Origin of the sequence: Cupriavidus sp. H19C3 (assembly GCF_049393815.1) — a bacterium.
Taxonomy (GTDB): domain Bacteria; phylum Pseudomonadota; class Gammaproteobacteria; order Burkholderiales; family Burkholderiaceae; genus Cupriavidus.
The window spans coordinates 1,934,817-1,952,487 of record NZ_CP184986.1 but is presented as its reverse complement, the minus strand read 5'-3'; the positions used below and the strand labels follow the sequence as shown (position 1 = coordinate 1,952,487).

The window sequence follows — 17,671 nt, the reverse complement described above, 5'->3', positions numbered from 1 at the left end:
GGAGACACGAGATGGTGCATATGGAGTATCCCGTTCGCGCGCTGGTGCTGCAGGGAGGCGGGGCGCTGGGTTCCTATCAGGCCGGTGTGTACGAAGGCCTCGCGGCCGCGGGCATCGAGCCGAACTGGGTGGCGGGCATTTCGATCGGCGCGCTGAATGCGGCGATCATCGCCGGCAATGCGCCGGAGCGCCGCGTGGAGCAGCTGCGTGGTTTCTGGAACCATATCTGTAGTCAGCCATGGCTGCCGAGTCTCGTGCCTTATGAGCTGATTGCCGACGGCGCCGTGCATTGGCCGGACCCGCTGCGGGTCTGGTTTGACAGTATCGAGGCAAGCCGCGCGCTGCTGGAGGGGCAGCGCGGCTTCTTCCACCCGCGTCCGTGGCCGTTGCCGTTCACGCCCGGCAGCGGCGCGAGCTATTACGACACGGCACCGCTCAAGGCGACGCTGGAGCGCTTTGTCGACTTCGACCTGCTCAACCGTCATGAAGAGATGCGGGTCTCGGTCGGCGCGGTCAATGTCCGCACCGGCAATCTCACGTATTTCGACAACACGCAGATGCGGTTGCGCGCCGAGCATTTCATGGCGTCGGGCGCCTTGCCGCCGGGATTCCCCGCGGTCGAGATCGATGGCGAACACTACTGGGACGGCGGCCTCGTTTCCAACACGCCGCTGTCGGAGGTGTTGCAGGCCTATCCGCGGCGCGACTCGCTGATCTTCCAGGTGGACCTGTGGAGCGCGCGCGGGCGCATGCCGGACAACCTGCTCGACGTGGCGACGCGACAGAAGGACGTGCAGTATTCCAGCCGGACCCGCCATATCACGCACTACATGAGCGAGCACCAGAAATTCCGGCACATGCTGTCGGAACTGATGTCGCTGGTGCCGGCCAACCGGCGCAATCATGATGCCTACCGGACCGCGGCCGAGTTTGCCTGCGATGCGCGCCGCAATGTCATTCACCTGATCTATCGCGACAAGCCGTTCGAGGGCCATGCCAAGGACTACCAGTTCGGACCGTTGACGATGCGGGAACACTGGGCGAGCGGCCTGGAGGATATCCGCGAGACGCTCATGCATCCGGAATGCCTGCGGATGCCAACGCACGAGCAGGTGTTCGTGACCCACGATATCCATCGCGAGAAGCGGCCATAGCGGCCTGGTAACGTGCCGCTGACCGACCTGGCCTGGGTTGGGCCGGGGCGTGAGCGCGGCGGATCAGGCCGATTGCAGCAAGGTGTCGCCGAGGTCGGCATGGCCGGCCTGGCGGCACCGGGCGTGCGGATGAGAGAGGGGCGGTTGGGGACTTGCGGCGGTACTGCGCTGGAGCCTCGGCGCCGCGTTCAGATCGGTATCGGCGGCCTGCGCCGGAATCGCATTCAGCTCGTGCGCCATTTTGACCAGTTCGGCAAAGGTGCGTGCCTGCATCTTGCGCATGGCGTTGCTGCGATGGATCTTGATGGTGACCTCGCTGATGCCGATACGCCCCGCGATCTGCTTGTTCATCAGGCCGGCCGCCGCCAGCAGCATGACCTCGCGTTCGCGCTCGCTGAGGGAGGCGAAACGCGCGCGCAGGCGGTCGTCGACGCGTAGCGCGGCGCGCCGCGCGCGGTCGGCATCGACGGCATCGGCCACGGCGTCGAGAAAGTCCTGGTCGCGGAACGGCTTGCAGAGGAAATCGCGGGCACCGGCCTTCATTGCGCGCACGCTCATCTCCACGTCGCCATGGGCGGTAATGAAGATCACCGGCAGTGCCATGCCCTGCTGGCGCAGGTAGGCCTGCAGGTCGAGTCCGTTGGTGCCGCGCAGGCGCACGTCGAGCACCAGGCAGGCGGGCCGGTCTTCGCGTTCGACGGCGAGAAAGGCCTGGGCCGACAGGAAGCTGCGCGACGCCATGCCGACCGACTTGAGCAGGTCCGCCAGCGCGTCGTTCATGCTGGGGTCGTCGTCAACGATGTAGACGACGGCATCGTCCGGGGGAGCGGGGTCGCGGAAGGGCACTACACGGGAGGGGCTCACAGGTGGGGGGCTCACTGGCGGCTCCAGTACGGATCGGACGATGTCATGGCTCTGCGGGTAACCATCGGCGGACCATCGGGTGATGATCGCTGGCAGGTCGGTGGCAGTCTAGGTACCGTGAAATATCACGTCAAGCTTGAAAGGTGGACGGCGAAGTTTCCTGTCGTGCAACAATGATTCGGTACAAAAGCACCAAAATGGGAGTCAGACGGCGATGGCGGAAAAACCGGGACCAATGTCCTATGCCGCGCGGCATGCGCGCGCGTAGCATGCCGCGTCGCAACTTTTCCCACTCTGTCGGAGCGCCCCCATGACTTATCCAGTCCGCGTTGCGGTGACGTATCGAAACGAGGGCGCCCTGCCGGCGCGCTCGGCGTGACCGTGCCGCTCGAGACGCGGTCGCGCGCGCGCGGTAACCACCGTCCCATGATGAGCGAGACCGAGCGCGAGCGCATGCACAGCACGCGCCTCGCCATGATGGGTGGATTGTTCACGAGCGTAGTCCACGATGTGCTGCAGCCGATTTCCGCCTGCATCGTGCGCGGCCGCACCGCGGTGCGCTGGCTGCAGCGTCCGACCCCGGACGTGGCCGAGGCCACCGCCGCCATCGAGAAGCTGATTGCCGACGCCGAACGTGCGATCGCGGTGGTCACCCAGTTCCGCAAGATGGCTGCAAAGGGAGCCGGTACCCCGGAACCGGTGGTATTCAACACGATGCTGCGCGATTGCCTGCAATGGCTCGACCACGAGTTCCAGCGCCACCGCGTCGAACTGAATGTGCATCTGTCCGCCGGCCATTGCTGCGTGTGGGGCGAGCGCGTGCTGCTGCAGCAGGTCGTGATGAACCTGCTGGTGAACGCGATTCAGGCGATGGTGGCGGCACCGGGCCGCCGCCTGCTGTGCGTCGACCTGATTCGCACCGGCAGCGGGGCCGACAGCCATGCCGTCTTCTCGGTGCAGGACAGCGGCGAAGGCATCGCGGATGCGGCAATGCTGCGGCTGTTCCAGGCGTTCCATACCACGCGGCCGGATGGCATCGGCGTGGGCCTCTCGATCTGCCAGACCATCGTGAGCGCGCACGGCGGCAGGATCTGGGCCGAGCGCCCACGCGGCGGCGGCGCGCGTTTTGTCGTGCAGTTGCCCCTGCACGATGGCCACGAGGGCCACGAGGGCAGCCGAGGCAGCGCGCCGGCATGATTCACACCGTCAGGTAGGCGTGGATCTGCGAGACTACCGCCGCGCCTTCGCCCACGGCGGTAGCCACGCGCTTGGTCGAGCCGGAGCGGACATCGCCCACCGCGAACACACCGGGCACGCTGGTCTCCATCGACGCCGCGCCGGCACTGCCAGGCTGGCCGAGGCCGCGTCCGGTCAGCACGAAGCCCTTGGCATCGAGGTCGATGTGGCAGGACTGCAGCCAGCCCGTATTCGGCTCCGCGCCCGTGAACAGAAAGACATGCCGCACCGCCATGCGCGCCAGCGTGTCGGTTGTGCGGTCGCGCACCGTGACTTCGCGCAGCTGGCAGTCGCCGTGGAGCTCGGTCAGTTCGCGGTGCGGATGGACGGTGATATTGGGTTGCGAGGCAATGCGGTCGATCAGGTAGCGCGACATGCTCTGTTCGAGGCCCGGACCCCGGATCACCACATGCACGTGCGCCGCATGCGTGGCCAGGTAGACCGCGGCCTGACCGGCGGAGTTGCCGCCGCCCACCAGCACCACCTCCTGCCGCGCACACAGGCGCGCTTCCACCGGCGAGGCCCAGTAGTAGACGCCTCGCCCCTCGAAGTCGGCCAGGCGCGGAATCGGTGGCCGGCGATAGGCCGCGCCGCTGGCGATCACCACGGTTTTCGCGCTCACGCTGCGGCCATCCTTGAGCATGATGCGATGGATGCCGCCGGCCATGCCTTGGGGGGCGTCGCCGTGACGATCACGGCCATTGCCGGCGCCATTCCCGCCGCCTTGGCCTCCGCATTCGAGGCCGGTCACTTCCAGCGGTATCGCGATATGGGCGCCGAACTTCTGCGCCTGCGCATACGCGCGGCTGGCCAGCGACTGCCCCGAGACCCCGGTGGGAAAGCCCAGGTAGTTCTCGATGCGTGAACTGGCCCCGGCCTGGCCGCCCGGCGAGAGCGAATCGAGCACCGTCACGCACAGGCCCTCCGAGGCCGCATAGACGGCCGTGGCCAGACCGGCCGGGCCGGCGCCGACCACGGCCACGTCGTACACCTGGTTGGCCTGGAATTCCGGCAGCAGTCCCAGGCACGACGCCAACTGGCCGGTATCGGGCCGGCGCAGGACGGTGCCGCCCGGGCACACCACCAGCGGCAGGTCGCTCGACGTAAAGGCGGTCCTGGACAGCAGATGCAGTGCGTCGGCGTCCTTGTCGATATCGATGACCGTATGCGGATGGTTGTTCCGGCGCAGGAACGCCTGCAACAGCAGCACGCGCGGTTCGTCGCTGTGCCCGAACAGCGTGGGCCCGCGGCCGCGCTCGATCAGGCCGGTGCGGCGCAGGATCAGCGCCCGCATGATGCGCTCGCCCAGCTCGGCCTCGGCCACCATCACCGCGCGCAGGCGCTCGGGCGCGATCACCAGCGCTTCCACGTCTTCCAGCGCGATGCCGTCGACGAGTTGCGGGCGGCCGGCCAGCTGACCGATGTCGCCCATGAAATAGCCGGGGCCGTGCTCGGCGATCAGTGTGGTGCGGTCGAAGCCGTCGCGTTGCAGCACGCGCACGCGGCCCTTGAGAATCACTACCATGCCGGCGGCCGCGTCGCCGGTGCGCACGACATAGTCGTCGGTGCGCCAGCGCCGGAGCACGCCGAAGGCGCGCACGCGGGCAATCTCCGCTGCGCTGAAGCAGGGATGCATCTGGTCCTCGCGCAGGGTCAGCGGCGAATAGGCCTGGCCGGATTCGCCGTCGATCGACGGTTCGGCGACCATGGCCGGGCTGTGCCGGGCGGCTTCGGGAAAGGGAACTGGCGACTGGTGGCGCATGATGGCTGGCCTCGAAAAGGGGCGGAGCCGACCTGACGAAGCATGGTCTTCCGCATGCAGCCATCATGGATCATCGCCGGCGAAACCACTGGTGTTTGTTGGGAAACACCGTGTACCACACGCATCGGCTTCGGCCCTGCAGGCAGGGAGAAGCCGGGCGCCGCGCGCGCAGGGGCGCGCGCGGATCAGGCGCGGAGCGGGCGCGAACCTAGCGCGGATTCAGCTTCACGGCGGGAAAGTCCACTGGCACCGCGAACGCGACGTTGACGTAGTTGGTGAACAGGTTGAGCGCCACGTGTGCCAGGATCTCGACGACTTCTTCATCGCGATAACCGGCGGCGCGCAGTTGCGCGACCTCGCTGTCGGCGAGCTGGCCGCGTTGCTCGACGACCTTCAGCGCGAATGCCAGCGCGGCGGCGGTCTTCGGGTCCTCGGCGTGGCCGGCCTGGGCGGCGGTCATCTCGGCGGCCGAGGCGCCGGCCTTGCGGCCCAGCGCGGTGTGCGCGGCCAGACAGTACTCGCAACGGTTGCGGTCGGCGATGGCCACGGCGATTTTTTCGCCGAGCAGGGCCGGAATGGTGCCGCTGCCCAGCGCGCCAAACGCGCCCCACATCGCCTTCAACGCGGCGGGCGAGTTCGCCACCGCGCGGAACATGTTGGGCGTGGCGCCGAACGCGCCGTGGATCTGCGCGAGAGTGTCGGCGCTGGCGGACGGTGCGGTCTGCTGGTCGAGCAGGGGAACAAGTGCTTGCATGAGAAATCCTTTCGGTGGGTCGATGCGTTGCGATGGCAGGCGGCAGATGCCGTTGCTGGAAGGCAGTATGGTCGGCCGGTCTGTACTTGAGGATACAATCCGTCCATGTTTCGTATCTTTTCGTCCAGGTCCGTATGTCAGCCTCCGCCATCACGCCGCAAGACCGCCTCTCCGCGCTGCTTGAGCGCTTCCGCGTGCGCGCGCACCTGTTTCACGTGGGACCGCTGTGCGGCCTGACCCGGTTCGACGTGAAAGGGCGCGGCTTTCTGCATGTGTTGCGCGAGGGCGGGATGGAGGTCACGCATAGCGCGCGCGGGTTGCCCCGGCACCTGCGCGTGGACGAGCCCACGCTGCTGTTCTATCCGCGCCAGGTGGTGCACCGGTTTCACAATCCCCCGGTCGACGGTTCGCAGTTCACCTGCGCCACGCTGGAATTCGCCGGCGGAGACATGAACCCCGTGGCGCGCGCGTTGCCGCCGCTGATCGTATTGCCGCTGGCGCGCGTGCAGGGCTTGTCGCCGGCGTTGCGCCTGCTGTTTGCGGAGACGGAGCACGTGCGCTGCGGCCAGCGGCTGCTGGCGGACCGCTTGTTCGAGGTGGTGCTGATCCAGTTATTGCGGTGGTTGCTCGACCATCCGCAACTGGCCGGCGTGCAGCCGGGACTGATCACGGGCCTGTCCGATGCGCGTCTCGCGCGCGCGCTGATCGCGATGCACGAAGGGCCGGGGGAGCCGTGGACGCTGGCGCGGATGGCCGAGCGTGCCGGGATGTCGCGCAGCGCTTTCGCGGCGGCATTTCACGCCAACGTCGGACAGACCCCGGCCGACTACCTGGCGGACTGGCGCGTGAGCCTCGCGCAGGCACGCCTGCGCGAGGGGGTGCCGGTCAAGCGACTGGCGGACGAGCTCGGCTACGCCAATCCGTCCGCACTGTCGCGCGCGTTCCAGGTACGCGTCGGGCTGTCGCCACGGGACTGGCTGCGCGACGACGGCGCGGGCTGAGCGCAACGCCGCCGGCAGGGTGGTGGCGCCGGACGCATCAGGCGCGATGGAGGCGCAGATAGCCGTGCGCGTCCATCGCGCCGAGCTGGCCGGTATGGCGCCAGCCGTCGGCCTCGTCATCGCCATCGGCGGCATCGTCGGTGGAATCATCGGCAAAATACGCACGCATGGTGCCGGCCCCGCGCACGCAGATCTCGCCGAGCGCATGCACGGGCACGATCTCCCCGCTGGCGGTATCGACGATCTTGACCTCGGCCCCCGGCATTGGCCGGCCGACGGTGTCGGGCCATGTGGCGTGAAGCTCGTCCGGCAACGTGTGGGCGAGAAACAGCGACGACTCGGGCTGGCCGAATCCCATGGCCACCTTCACGCCGAAGGCACGCCGCGCGCGCCGCAGGAGGTCCGCGGCGGGCACGGTGTCGAGGGACACCAGCCGCCATGCCTGCAGGTCGAAGGTTGTCATCTCGGGATGCGCGAGCATCAGGTCGAGCATGGCCGCGTCGCATGGCACGATGGTGCCGCGCTTGCGCTCCAGCAGCGATAGCGCCAGCAGCGCATCGAACGTGGGCAGCAGCACATGCGTGCCGCCCGTTTGCAGCGCACCCAGCGTGACCGGCGCGCAGCTCATGGTCTGGCACAGCGGCAGCGGATTGATCCACACGTCGCTCGAACGCGCGCCCAGGCGCCGTGCATAGAGCCGGCTGTTGTTGGCCAGGCTGCGATGCGTCAGGCATGCGCCGCGCGGCGGTCCCGGGTGGCGCGAGGTGTAATGGATCTGCGCAATATCGTCGGGCGCGGGCGTGGGCAGTGCGCCGGTGAACGACAGGTCCGACACGAAGTGATCCCAGTCGCCGAGCGAGATCACCTCGCGCAAGGCCGGCAGTGCACCGCGGTTGCCGGCGAGCGTCGCCAGCAGGTTGCGGCCGCGATGGACCGGCTGCGCGAACACGCCGCGCGCGCAGGAATGGCGCAGGATATGAGACACCTCGGGGCCGGTGCTGGCGGGCGGCACCGGCACCAGTACCAGGCCGGCCAGCGCGGCGCCGAGCTCGAGCAAGATCCACTCGGGACAATTGGCGGACCACACCGCGACATGTTCGCCCGGTGCAAAGCGGGCGAGCAGTGCGCGTGCCACCTGTTCGCATGCAGTCAGCAGGTCGTCGTAGCTCCAGCGCTGGCGCGGCGGGCCTGGTGTGCCGTCGATGAGCGCGGTACGCAGGCCGTGGTCGCGTGCCGTCATGCGCAGTGCCGCGCCGATGGTCTGATCGAAGATCAGCGCCTCTCCGGCGGCAGGCCAGTACGCATGGGTCAGAACACGTGTGGGCAACTCGTCCATGAACGCTCCGTGGCTTGCCTGCAAGCCTCTGCCGCGGCTTGCCGACGGGCTGGAGAATATGGCCCGAACCCCCCCGGTGTCAAAGCGTCCCGTATTGCCACGGCACTGAACTTGCCGCTTGCACCGATCGCGGCGCGCGCCGTCATCGGTCGGTCACGACCGTGCCATGCGTGCAGCCGTGCCGGGTGCGCCGTCCTGCCCGGTGACCGTGCTTCAGCCAGCCTGCCGCATCACCCATGCGACCGCGCGCGCGAGGTAGGGCGAGGTATCGCCGGCCCGGTAGCTCATGATGACCGGTGAGACGAAGCTTGGCGCGTCGATCGGGACGTAGCGCACATCGTCGCGATGCAGCCGCTGCACCGAGGCCGGCACCAGCGTCATGCCGAGTCCCGCCGCGACGAGGCCGAGCGCGGTCTGCAGTTCGTTGGCTTCCTGCACCACGCGCGGCTGCAGGCCCTGCGCGCGGAATAGCGACAGCACGTGATCGGCGTAGCTGGGACGCGGGCGCGCGGGATAGAGGATCAGCGCCTGCGCCGCCAGTGCATGCACGGTCAATGCCCGTGCCGGCGGCGCGGCCCCGGCGGCGTCGGCCGGATACGCGGCCACCAGCGGCTCGGCCATCACCACCTGCTGCGCGATGGCGGGATCGTGGAAGGCGAGGCGACCGAAGCCAAGATCGATGCGGCCGGACTTGAGCGCTTCCATCTGCTGCACGGTGATCATCTCGGTCAGGCCGACCTCGACCGCGCTGTCGTCCGCGCGCAGTTCGCGAATCAGCTCGGGCAGCACACCGTAGAGCACCGACGGCACGAAGCCGATGCCGAACCAGCGCTTCTCGTTACGGCCGATGCGGCGCGTGCCTTCCAGCGTTTCCTCCAGCCGCTGGGTCAACTGCAGCGACTGCTCGAGCAGAAAGCGTCCCGCTTCGGTCAGTTGCAGGCCACGGCCGACGCGGTCGAACAGCGGCACGCCCACTTCCTCCTCGAACTGCCGGATCTGCCGCGAGAGCGGCGGCTGGGCCATATGCAGGCGCACCGCGGCACGCGTGACGTTGAGCTCCTGGGCAACAGTCTGGAAATAGCGGAGATGGCGCAGTTCCATGGCGGCAAGGTATGCGGGAATGCATACCCAAAAGGTATCGAATAAGACATCATCGGTCTTGGACGCGTGCGGCGTCAAGGACCATACTGGCGCCACCGATAGATCAGGCACCAGGAAAGTATGGCAACGACGATTCAAGCAGTGGAGGCGGTCCTGGTCGATCTGCCGACCATCCGGGCCCACCAGCTGGCCATGGCCACCATGCAGCAGCAGACGCTGGCGATCGTGCGGCTGCGTTGCAGCGACGGTATCGAGGGCATCGGCGAGGCCACCACCATCGGCGGCCTGTCCTATGGCGACGAAAGCCCGGAAGGCATCAAGCTGACCATCGATACCTATCTGGCGCCCGCCCTGGTCGGCGAGGACGCCACCAACATCCATGCGGCAATGGCGCGCCTCAACAAGGTGGCGCGCGGCAACCGCTTTGCCAAGTCGGCGCTGGAATCGGCGTTGCTCGACGCGCAGGGCAAGCGCCTCGGCGTGCCGGTCTCGACCTTGCTCGGCGGCCGCGTGCGCGACACGCTGCCGGCGTTGTGGACCCTGGCCAGTGGCGATACCGGCCGCGATATCGAGGAGGCCGAGCGTCTGCTGGCCGAACGCCGGCACAACACCTTCAAGCTCAAGATCGGCCGTCGCGGCGTGCGCGACGACGTGGCGCATGTGGCTGCCATCAAGCGCGCGCTGGGCGAACGGGCGCGCGTGACGGTCGACGTCAACCAGGCGTGGAACGAGGCCGAGGCGGCCACCGGCATTGCGATGCTGGAGGCGGCCGGCATCGACCTGATCGAACAGCCCACGCCGCGCGAGCAGAAGATGGCGCTGGCGCGGCTGGCCGCGCGCTTCGTGGTGCCGATCATGGCCGACGAGGCGGTATGCGGCCCCGAAGATGCGATGGAACTGGCCCGGATCGGCGCTGCCGATGTGTTTGCGCTGAAGATCGCCAAGGCGGGCGGCATCTTCGGCATGCTGCGTACGGCCGCGGTGGGCGATGCGGCGGGCATCGCGCTCTATGGCGGCACCATGCTGGAAGGCAGCGTGGGCACCATTGCCGCGGCGCATGGGTTCTGCACGCTGCCGCAGCTTGCCTGGGGCACCGAGCTGTTCGGGCCGCTGCTGCTGAAGGACGATATCGTGGTCGAGCGCCCCGTGTATCGTGACTTCTCGCTGCACCTGCCGCAAGGGCCGGGCCTCGGGCTTGCGCTAGATGAGGACAAGCTCGCGCATTACCGACGCAAATGACGGACGCGCATGACGGACGCGAATGAGGGCCGCAAATTGCGGACATGAGCAAGGCGCGAACCGGCACGCTGCGACGCCGCAGTCAACCCACGACAAGGAGATACCGATGTTGTACCTGGTGAGGATGGATGTCCATCTGCCGCACGACCTGCCGGCCGCGCAGGCGGACGAGATCAAGGCGCGCGAGAAGGCCTACGCGCAGGACCTGCAGCGGCAGGGCAAGTGGCAGCAGCTGTATCGCGTGGTGGGCGAATACGCCAACTACAGCGTGTTCGACGTGGAGTCGAACGACGAGCTGCACACGTTGCTGGCGGCGCTGCCGCTGTTCCCCTATATGAAGATCCAGGTCACGCCGCTGGCGAAGCATCCGTCTTCGATCCGGTAAGCGCAATCAGAACCACAAGGTGGAGGAGACGATGTCGAAGCAAAGCAAACCGGCCGCCGTGCGCATGCCGGGCAACGAAGGCCGCGCGCATGTGCGCGCGGGCATGGCAAGCCTGGCCGCGGCATGCGCGCTGCTGTGCGGCGTGTCCGGCGCCGCGCAGGCCGCCTATCCCGACCATGCCATCCGCTGGATCGTACCGTTCCCCGCGGGCGGGGCGATGGACAATATCGCGCGCACGCTGGGCGAGGACATGTCGCAGACGCTCGGGCAGCCGGTGGTGGTGGAGAACCGCCCGGGTGCCGGTGGCAATATCGGCGCGGAACTGGTGGCGCGCGCGCCGGCCGACGGCTACACGCTGCTCATCGTCGCCAACGGCATGGCGGTGAATCCCGCGCTCTACGGCAAGCTTGGCTACGACCCGGTCAAGGACTTCGCGCCGGTGTCGCTGCTCGCGGTGGTGCCCAACGTGCTGGTGACCAACAAGGCGAAGAATCCCGCCAGCAAGGTGGCCGAGGTGATTGCCAGGGCCAAGGCACAGCCGGGCAAGTACACCTACGCGTCGGCCGGCAACGGCACCTCGATCCATCTGGCCGGCGAGCTGTTCACGTCGATGGCGCAGGTGGATATGCTCCACATTCCGTACAAGGGCAGCGGCCCGGCCATGACCGATCTGCTCGGCGGCCAGGTCGACTACATGTTCGACAGCATTACCTCGGCCAAGCCCCATATCGATGCGGGCAAGCTGACCCCGATCGCCGTGACCACGAGCCGGCGCTCGACCGCGCTGCCCAATGTGCCGACGGTGGCGGAGTCGGGGCTGCCCGGCTACGAACTGTCGCCGTGGTTCGCGGCCTTTGTGCCGGCGCGCACGCCGCAGGCGGCTATCGATACCCTGAACCGCGCGATGCTGGAGGCGCTGAAGAAGCCCGCCGTGCAGAAGCGCCTGGCGGCTATCGGGGCCGAGCCGATCGGCAGCACGCCGGCCGCGCTCAAGGACCACCTGGCTCGCGAGACCACCAAGTGGGGCGCGCTGATCCGCGAGCGGGGTATCCATGCCGATTGAACCGACGCGCCAGCTGCACTACGAGATCGCCGGGCCGGCGCAGGCGCCGGTGCTCGTGCTGGCCAACTCGCTGGGCACCACGCTCGGGATGTGGCAGCCGCAGATGGCCGCGTGGACCGCGCGCTATCGGGTGCTGCGCCATGACACGCGCGGCCATGGCCGCTCGCCGCTGCCGGCGGCGGGCGCCGCGTCGGGGTTTGGCTTCGACGACCTCGCGGCCGATATCGTTGCCATCCTCGACCATGCCGGGATCGCACGCGCGCACTATTGCGGGCTCTCGATGGGCGGCATGACCGGCATGGTGCTGGCGCGTCATCATGCGGATCGCTTCGACCGCTTCGTGTTTGCCAATACGGCCGCGCAGATCGGGCCGGAATCGGTCTGGAATGCCCGCATCGAGACGGTGCGGCGCGGCGGCATGGACGCCATTGTCGAGGGCGTGCTGGCACGCTGGTTCACCGATGACTACCGCGCCAGGCCCGATGCCGGGATCGGACCGGTGCGCGAGATGCTGGCGCGGACCGACCCGGCCGGCTATCTCGCCAACTGCGCGGCGGTGCGCGATGCCGACCTGCGGCCATTGCTGGCCGGCATCGACGCGGAGGTGCTGGTGATTGCCGGTGAGCGGGACCTCGCCACCACCGCGGCGCAGGGCCGTGCCGTGGCTGAATCGATAGGGGGCGCACACTTTCTGTCACTCGATGCGGCCCATCTGTCCAACTGGGAAGTGCCCGCGGCCTTTGCCGACGCGGTCAGCAATTTTCTGGCGCTGCGCTAGGGGCCGGTACGCATGGTGTGGCCAACGCAACGATTGTTGCCGGCATGGCTACGCGGTGGTGACATCGATGCGCGCAATGCCATGCTCAAGGAGCCTCAAGGTGCGCGCGGCCCCGCCGTTATCCCGGAGGTCCACCACCTTCGCCCCTTCTTACGATGGCCAAGACCTCCCCGCTCGGTTCGCTCGCCGGCGTCAATCTCGATGCCGTGCTGGCCGACATCCAGCGCAAGCAAGGCGGCCGCCTTGCCAGTATTGCTCAGCAGGAACAGTCGTACACGTCCAGGCTTTCCGCCTATGGCAAGGTGGCCGGCGCGCTGACGGACTGGAAGTCCGCCGCGGCGGCACTGGCCAAGGCGTTCGGTGCCGGCGGCGACGAGGCCGGGCCGGATGCCGACAAGATCAAGTCGGCGGTCAAGTCCTTCGTCGATGCGTACAACGCCGCGCAGAAGGTCATGGCCAGTGTCGGCGGCTACGACAAGAGCACCGGCTCCGGAGGCGCGCTGTTCGGCGACAAGGCCCTGGCCGATGCGCGCACCCAGTTGCGCGACGTGTTCAACCAGACCACCGGTGGCGCGCTGGCCGACTACGGCCTGTCGTTCGATAGCGATGGCACGCTGCAGCTCGACCAGGACAAGCTCGGCGCCGCGATCCAGAGCAATCCGGGTGGGGTGCGCCAGTTCTTTATCGGCGACGACGGCGACGCCGGCCTGGCCGGTCGCGCGACGGCACTGGTGAGCGCGCTGACCGGCAAGGGCAGCCCGCTCGCCGGCGCGTCCGACGACGCGCTTGCCATGCTCGCGCTGCTGGACCAGAGCCACGAGAACGAATCGGACCGCGTGCAGCAACTCGTGGCGTCGTACCGCGCGCAATTCCAGCAACTGAGCCTGGTCAGCTACAACTTCGACGTCGCCAGCATGTTCATGTCGGACCAGCTGGCGGTGCTGCGGGGCTGAGCTCGGCCAGAAACGGCGTCAAGGTCGCCGCGATCCAGTCCATGAATACCCGCACCCGCGACGGCAGGTTGCGGCGGTGCGGGTAAAGCAGGGTGACCGGCATGGATGGCGGCCGGTACGCGGGCAGGACCTCCACCAGCCGGCCGTCGTCGAGCGCCGGCTGCATCGCATGCAGCGGCGCCTGCACGATGCCAAGGCCGGCCAGGGCCGCCGCCGTGTAGGCGTGACTGTTGTTGACGGTCACCTCGCCCGCCATCGGTATGGCGACCGTGCCGGCCTCACCCGTATATTCGAATCCCACCGAGCGCTGGCCAAAGGTGCCGACGAAATGCACCAGTCGATGGCCGGCCAGGTCGGCGACGTGCGTGGGCATGCCGTGTGCCTGCACGTAAGCCGGGCTGGCGCAGTTGATCATCGGCATTAAGCCGAGTGGCCGCGCCACCAGGGCGCTCTCTTCGAGCGCACCCATGCGGATCACGCAATCGAAACCCTCCCGTACCACGTCGACCCGGCGATCGGTGGCGCTGATTTCGACCGACAGGCCCGGATGGCGCGCCAGGAAGTCGGGCAGGCGCGGGATGACGAAAAGCTGGGCGATGCCGGCCGACATGTCGACGCGTAACCGTCCCTTGAGCGCGTGGCCCTCGCGCCGGAACATGCCGTGCAGATCGTCCATGTCGTCGAGCAGGTCGCGCGCGCGCTCGTGGAACGCGTGGCCATCGGGGGTCAGCTGGACTTTGCGCGTGGTGCGATGGAACAACTGGGTGCCGAGCTGCGACTCGAGCCGCTGAATGGCCAGCGAGACCGCGGCTTTCGACAGGTCGAGGCTGGCAGCGGCGCGCGCAAAGCCACCGAGGTCTGCCACCTGCAGGAAGATGCGGAGCGTATCGAGGGAGTCCATGGTCGGGACTGTTCACATGACGTGAACGATGATATCGCCATCGACTGATTTATCCAATGCGGATTGGTCAATACAGTGGAGTCACCGCGGCGAGGCGCCGCTTCCTTTCCGGAGAACTTCATGCAACATGCACCGATCGCGTTGATCACCGGCGGCAGCCGGGGTCTTGGCCGTAACGCCGCCCTGCACGTGGCTCGGGACGGCACCGACGTCCTGCTCACCTATCGCAGCAATCGCGCGGAGGCGGACGCCGCCGTCGCGGAAATCCGCGCGCTGGGCCGGCGCGCCGCCGCGCTGCCGCTCGATGTCGGCCAGAGCGCCACGTTCGCGTCGTTCGCCGCCCAGGTCCGGAAGGTGCTGGCCGACTGGCAGCGCACGGATTTCGATTTTCTGGTCAATAACGCCGGCATCGGCTATCACGTGCCGTTTGCCGATACCACCGAGGCCGTGTTCGACGAACTGATGCGCGTGCACCTGAAGGCGCCGTACTTCCTGACGCAGGCGTTGCTGCCGCTGATCGCGGACGGCGGCCGCATCCTCAACGTGTCCTCCGGTCTCGCGCGCTTCGCATTTGCGGGCTATTCCGCGTACGGCATGATGAAAGGCGGGGTCGAGGTGCTCACGCGCTATCTGGCCAGGGAGCTCGGTGCACGCGGCATCAGCGTCAACACGATCGCTCCCGGCGCCATCGAGACCGATTTCGCCGGCGGCGGGGTCCGCGACAACGCCCAGGCCAACGCGGCGGTCGCCGCGGTGACCGCGCTCGGCCGCGCCGGCCGCCCCGACGATATCGGGCCGGTGGTCGCGGCGCTGCTGTCGCCCGGCACCAAATGGGTCAACGCACAGCGCGTCGAGGCCTCGGGCGGGATGATGCTCTGAGCGCCGCGGCGCGCGCCTATTTGCCGCGGGCGCGACGACGCGCAGGGGGTGGTGAGCTCGGCTGCGCCGGGCTGGCCTTGCGCGGCGGCTGGCCTACGCGTTCCTGCAGCCACGCGTGCAGCAGCCGGATCGCGGGCGAGAATTGCTTGCGGTGCGGGCATACCAGGTTCAGCGGGATGGCATCGCCGGAGATGTGGTCGAGCAGCGTCACCAGGCGGCCGGCGTGCAGGTCGGCGGCGACATCGAGCCATGATTTGTAGGCGATGCCTTCGCCGGCCACGGCCCAGCGCCGCACGATGTCGGCATCGTCGCTGATCAGCGGGCCCGATACCGCCACCACGCGGCGCTTGCCGTCTTCCTGGAACGACCACTTGTCGTAGACGCGGCCATGCAGCATGAAGCGCAGGCACGTATGCGCGGACAACGCGTCGAGCGAGTCCGGCGCCGGGTGGCGCGCGAGGTAGTCGGGCGAGGCAACCAGGACGCGGCAGTTGGCGGGCGCCACCGGCAGCGCCACGTAGCTCGAATCCTCCATGTTGCCGTAGCGCAGGGCAACGTCGACCGGATCGCGAAACACGTCCGCGACCTGGTCGGAGAACGACAGGCGCAGGGTCAGTTGCGGATGCGCGCGGCGGAATTCGGTCAGCAGCGGCAGCAGGACATTGCGGCCCAGGTCGGACGGCGCGGCGATCTGCAGCACGCCCTTGACCGTGGCGGTCTCGGTATGAATCCGTTCGTGCCCCTCGCGCAGCGTTTCCAGCGCGCCCTGCGCATAGGGCAGGTACTGCTCGCCATCGGCGGTCAGCCGCAGGCTGCGCGTCGAGCGGGCGAACAGGCGGATATTGAGGTCGCGCTCGAGCCGCTGGATTGCGGCACTGACCTGGCCGGGCAGCAGGTTCACCTCGCGCGCCGCCGCGGAGAAGCTGCCGAGCGCGGCGGAGCGCACGAACAGGGCAAGGTCGTCGAATCGGATCATTTTCACGGGCGCAGAGAAAGTGCTTCCGAATTTTGCCTGTTTCCGGATGAGTTAGCGATGGACATCATGGTAACCATCGATTTCTCCTCACTTTCCGGGTGCCGCCATGAACCAGTTTCCCCGCCTTTCGCGCTTTGCCATTGCCTTGACCCTTGCCGCCAGCGCACCGCTGGCGTCCGCCGCCACGCTGGCCGCGCTGCCTGCCGAGAAGCCTGTCGGCAAGCTGGAGCAGGTGTTTGCGTTCCGGGGCCCGATGCCGACCGGTGTCACCGTGACCGAGACCGGCCGCATCTTCGTCAACTTTCCGCGCTGGGGCGACGACGTGCCGTTCACCGTCGGCGAGATCCGCGGCAACCAGGTGGTGCCGTATCCGGACGCCGCCATCAATCGCCAGGCCAACCCCGCGGGCTTCCTGAGCGTGCAGAGCGTGGTGGCGGACGGGCAGGGCAAGGTCTGGATCCTGGACACCGCCGCGCCCGGATTCGCGGCGCCGGTGCCGGGCCGCGCGCGGCTGGTGGCGGTGGACCTCGCGACCGACAAGGTGGTGCGTTCGCTGGCGTTTCCGGCCGACGTGATCCTGCCGAGCACCTACGTCAACGACATGCGCTTCGACTATCGGACCGGTGAGGCCGGCACGATCTATGTCACGGATTCGTCGGTGTCGGGGCCGGGCGCCATTATCGTGGTCGATATCGCCAGCGGCCGCGCCATGCGGCGGCTCAGCGGCGACCGTTCGACATCGGTCGACAAGTCGTTTGTGCCGGTGGTGGAAGGCAAGCCGATGGCGATGCGCGACCCCGACGGCAAGACCCGCCCGTTCGGCGTGGCCTCGGACGGGATTGCCCTGTCGGCCGATGGCGAGACGCTGTACTTCTGCCCGCTGTCGAGCCGTCATCTCTATGCGGTGCCGACGCGCCTGCTGCGCGACCCCTCGGTGAGCGAGGCCCAGCTCGCGGCGGCGGTGCAGGATCTCGGCGAGAAGGGCGCCTCCGACGGGCTCGAGAGCGATGCCGCCGGCGCCGTGTATGCCGGCGACTACGAGCACAACAGCATTCGCAAGCGGCTGTCCGACGGCACGTGGCAGACCATCGTGCACGATGGGCGTGCGCTGTGGCCGGACACCCTGTCGATCGGGCCGGACGGGTATCTCTACTTCACCGCCAATCAGTTGCACCGGCAGGCGCTGTTCCAGGGCAAGGACATGCGGGTCAAGCCATACAGCCTGTTTCGCGTGAAGATCGATGCCAGGCCGGCGCCGACGCGATAGCCTGCAGATGCCTGGCGGTCAA

General features: G+C 68.1%; 17 protein-coding genes. 10 read left to right on the top strand and 7 right to left on the bottom strand.

The genetic code is table 11. The features are described 5' to 3' along the window. Positions 1 to 11 precede the first annotated feature (11 nt). Positions 12 to 1,154: a DUF3734 domain-containing protein gene (locus DFLDMN_RS28190; RefSeq protein WP_423199034.1), complete on the top strand. Its 1,143-nt coding sequence runs from the start codon at positions 12 to 14 to the stop codon at positions 1,152 to 1,154. Between the two features lie 63 nt (positions 1,155 to 1,217). Here DFLDMN_RS28190 and DFLDMN_RS28185 read toward each other — a convergent pair whose 3' ends face one another. After that, positions 1,218 to 2,000, bottom strand: coding sequence for a response regulator transcription factor (locus DFLDMN_RS28185; RefSeq protein ID WP_423200601.1), 783 nt, complete (start codon positions 1,998 to 2,000; stop codon positions 1,218 to 1,220). Between the two features lie 444 nt (positions 2,001 to 2,444). Here DFLDMN_RS28185 and DFLDMN_RS28180 point away from each other — a divergent pair, with 444 nt between their 5' ends. Continuing rightward, positions 2,445 to 3,215 carry a sensor histidine kinase gene (locus tag DFLDMN_RS28180; protein WP_423199033.1) on the top strand — a complete coding sequence of 257 codons (771 nt, stop codon included), beginning with the start codon at positions 2,445 to 2,447 and terminating at the stop codon, positions 3,213 to 3,215. 1 nt (position 3,216) lies between these two features. On the opposite strand, the gene DFLDMN_RS28175 is transcribed toward DFLDMN_RS28180, so the two are convergent. Together DFLDMN_RS28175 and DFLDMN_RS28170 are read right to left on the bottom strand one after the other, a co-directional pair. Next, positions 3,217 to 5,016, bottom strand: a complete 1,800-nt coding sequence (locus DFLDMN_RS28175) for an FAD-dependent oxidoreductase (protein WP_423199032.1) — start codon at positions 5,014 to 5,016, stop codon at positions 3,217 to 3,219. A gap of 208 nt (positions 5,017 to 5,224) precedes the next feature. Next, a complete protein-coding gene (locus DFLDMN_RS28170) occupies positions 5,225 to 5,770 on the bottom strand; it encodes a carboxymuconolactone decarboxylase family protein (RefSeq protein ID WP_423199031.1) in 546 nt (181 codons plus the stop codon). A gap of 134 nt (positions 5,771 to 5,904) precedes the next feature. Here DFLDMN_RS28170 and DFLDMN_RS28165 point away from each other — a divergent pair, with 134 nt between their 5' ends. Beyond that, positions 5,905 to 6,771 carry an AraC family transcriptional regulator gene (locus DFLDMN_RS28165; RefSeq protein ID WP_423199030.1) on the top strand — a complete coding sequence of 289 codons (867 nt, stop codon included), beginning with the start codon at positions 5,905 to 5,907 and terminating at the stop codon, positions 6,769 to 6,771. A 37-nt stretch (positions 6,772 to 6,808) separates the two neighbouring features. On the opposite strand, the gene DFLDMN_RS28160 is transcribed toward DFLDMN_RS28165, so the two are convergent. Further along, entirely contained in the window at positions 6,809 to 8,107 is a 1,299-nt protein-coding gene (locus tag DFLDMN_RS28160) for a class I adenylate-forming enzyme family protein (protein WP_423199029.1), read from the bottom strand. Positions 8,108 to 8,320: 213 nt separating this feature from the next. Next, positions 8,321 to 9,208, bottom strand: a complete 888-nt coding sequence (locus DFLDMN_RS28155) for a LysR family transcriptional regulator (protein WP_423199028.1) — start codon at positions 9,206 to 9,208, stop codon at positions 8,321 to 8,323. A 120-nt stretch (positions 9,209 to 9,328) separates the two neighbouring features. Here DFLDMN_RS28155 and DFLDMN_RS28150 point away from each other — a divergent pair, with 120 nt between their 5' ends. From DFLDMN_RS28150 to fliD, 5 genes are all read left to right on the top strand, one after another. Continuing rightward, positions 9,329 to 10,447, top strand: a complete 1,119-nt coding sequence (locus DFLDMN_RS28150) for a muconate/chloromuconate family cycloisomerase (RefSeq protein ID WP_423199027.1) — start codon at positions 9,329 to 9,331, stop codon at positions 10,445 to 10,447. Positions 10,448 to 10,553: 106 nt separating this feature from the next. Continuing rightward, on the top strand, positions 10,554 to 10,832 hold the full coding sequence (catC, locus tag DFLDMN_RS28145; protein WP_423199026.1) for a muconolactone Delta-isomerase: 279 nt from the start codon (positions 10,554 to 10,556) through the stop codon (positions 10,830 to 10,832). Between the two features lie 103 nt (positions 10,833 to 10,935). Continuing rightward, a complete protein-coding gene (locus DFLDMN_RS28140; RefSeq protein ID WP_423200600.1) occupies positions 10,936 to 11,895 on the top strand; it encodes a tripartite tricarboxylate transporter substrate binding protein in 960 nt (319 codons plus the stop codon). Further along, entirely contained in the window at positions 11,885 to 12,673 is a 789-nt protein-coding gene (gene pcaD, locus DFLDMN_RS28135; protein ID WP_423199025.1) for a 3-oxoadipate enol-lactonase, read from the top strand. The genes DFLDMN_RS28140 and pcaD overlap by 11 nt, the downstream gene beginning before the upstream one ends. A gap of 155 nt (positions 12,674 to 12,828) precedes the next feature. Continuing rightward, a complete protein-coding gene (gene fliD, locus DFLDMN_RS28130) occupies positions 12,829 to 13,626 on the top strand; it encodes a flagellar filament capping protein FliD (protein ID WP_423199024.1) in 798 nt (265 codons plus the stop codon). Here fliD and DFLDMN_RS28125 read toward each other — a convergent pair. Then, positions 13,592 to 14,527 carry a LysR family transcriptional regulator gene (locus tag DFLDMN_RS28125; RefSeq protein ID WP_423199023.1) on the bottom strand — a complete coding sequence of 312 codons (936 nt, stop codon included), beginning with the start codon at positions 14,525 to 14,527 and terminating at the stop codon, positions 13,592 to 13,594. The genes fliD and DFLDMN_RS28125 overlap by 35 nt on opposite strands. 120 nt (positions 14,528 to 14,647) lie before the next feature. On the opposite strand from DFLDMN_RS28125, the gene DFLDMN_RS28120 reads away from it, so the two are divergent. After that, on the top strand, positions 14,648 to 15,406 hold the full coding sequence (locus DFLDMN_RS28120) for an SDR family NAD(P)-dependent oxidoreductase (RefSeq protein WP_423199022.1): 759 nt from the start codon (positions 14,648 to 14,650) through the stop codon (positions 15,404 to 15,406). A gap of 16 nt (positions 15,407 to 15,422) precedes the next feature. Here the strand turns inward: DFLDMN_RS28120 and DFLDMN_RS28115 are convergent, their stop codons facing one another. Continuing rightward, complete coding sequence (locus tag DFLDMN_RS28115) at positions 15,423 to 16,382, bottom strand: LysR substrate-binding domain-containing protein (protein ID WP_423199021.1); 960 nt, start codon at positions 16,380 to 16,382, stop codon at positions 15,423 to 15,425. A gap of 106 nt (positions 16,383 to 16,488) precedes the next feature. On the opposite strand from DFLDMN_RS28115, the gene DFLDMN_RS28110 reads away from it, so the two are divergent. Further along, on the top strand, positions 16,489 to 17,649 hold the full coding sequence (locus DFLDMN_RS28110; protein ID WP_423199020.1) for an L-dopachrome tautomerase-related protein: 1,161 nt from the start codon (positions 16,489 to 16,491) through the stop codon (positions 17,647 to 17,649). Positions 17,650 to 17,671: the final 22 nt, after the last annotated feature.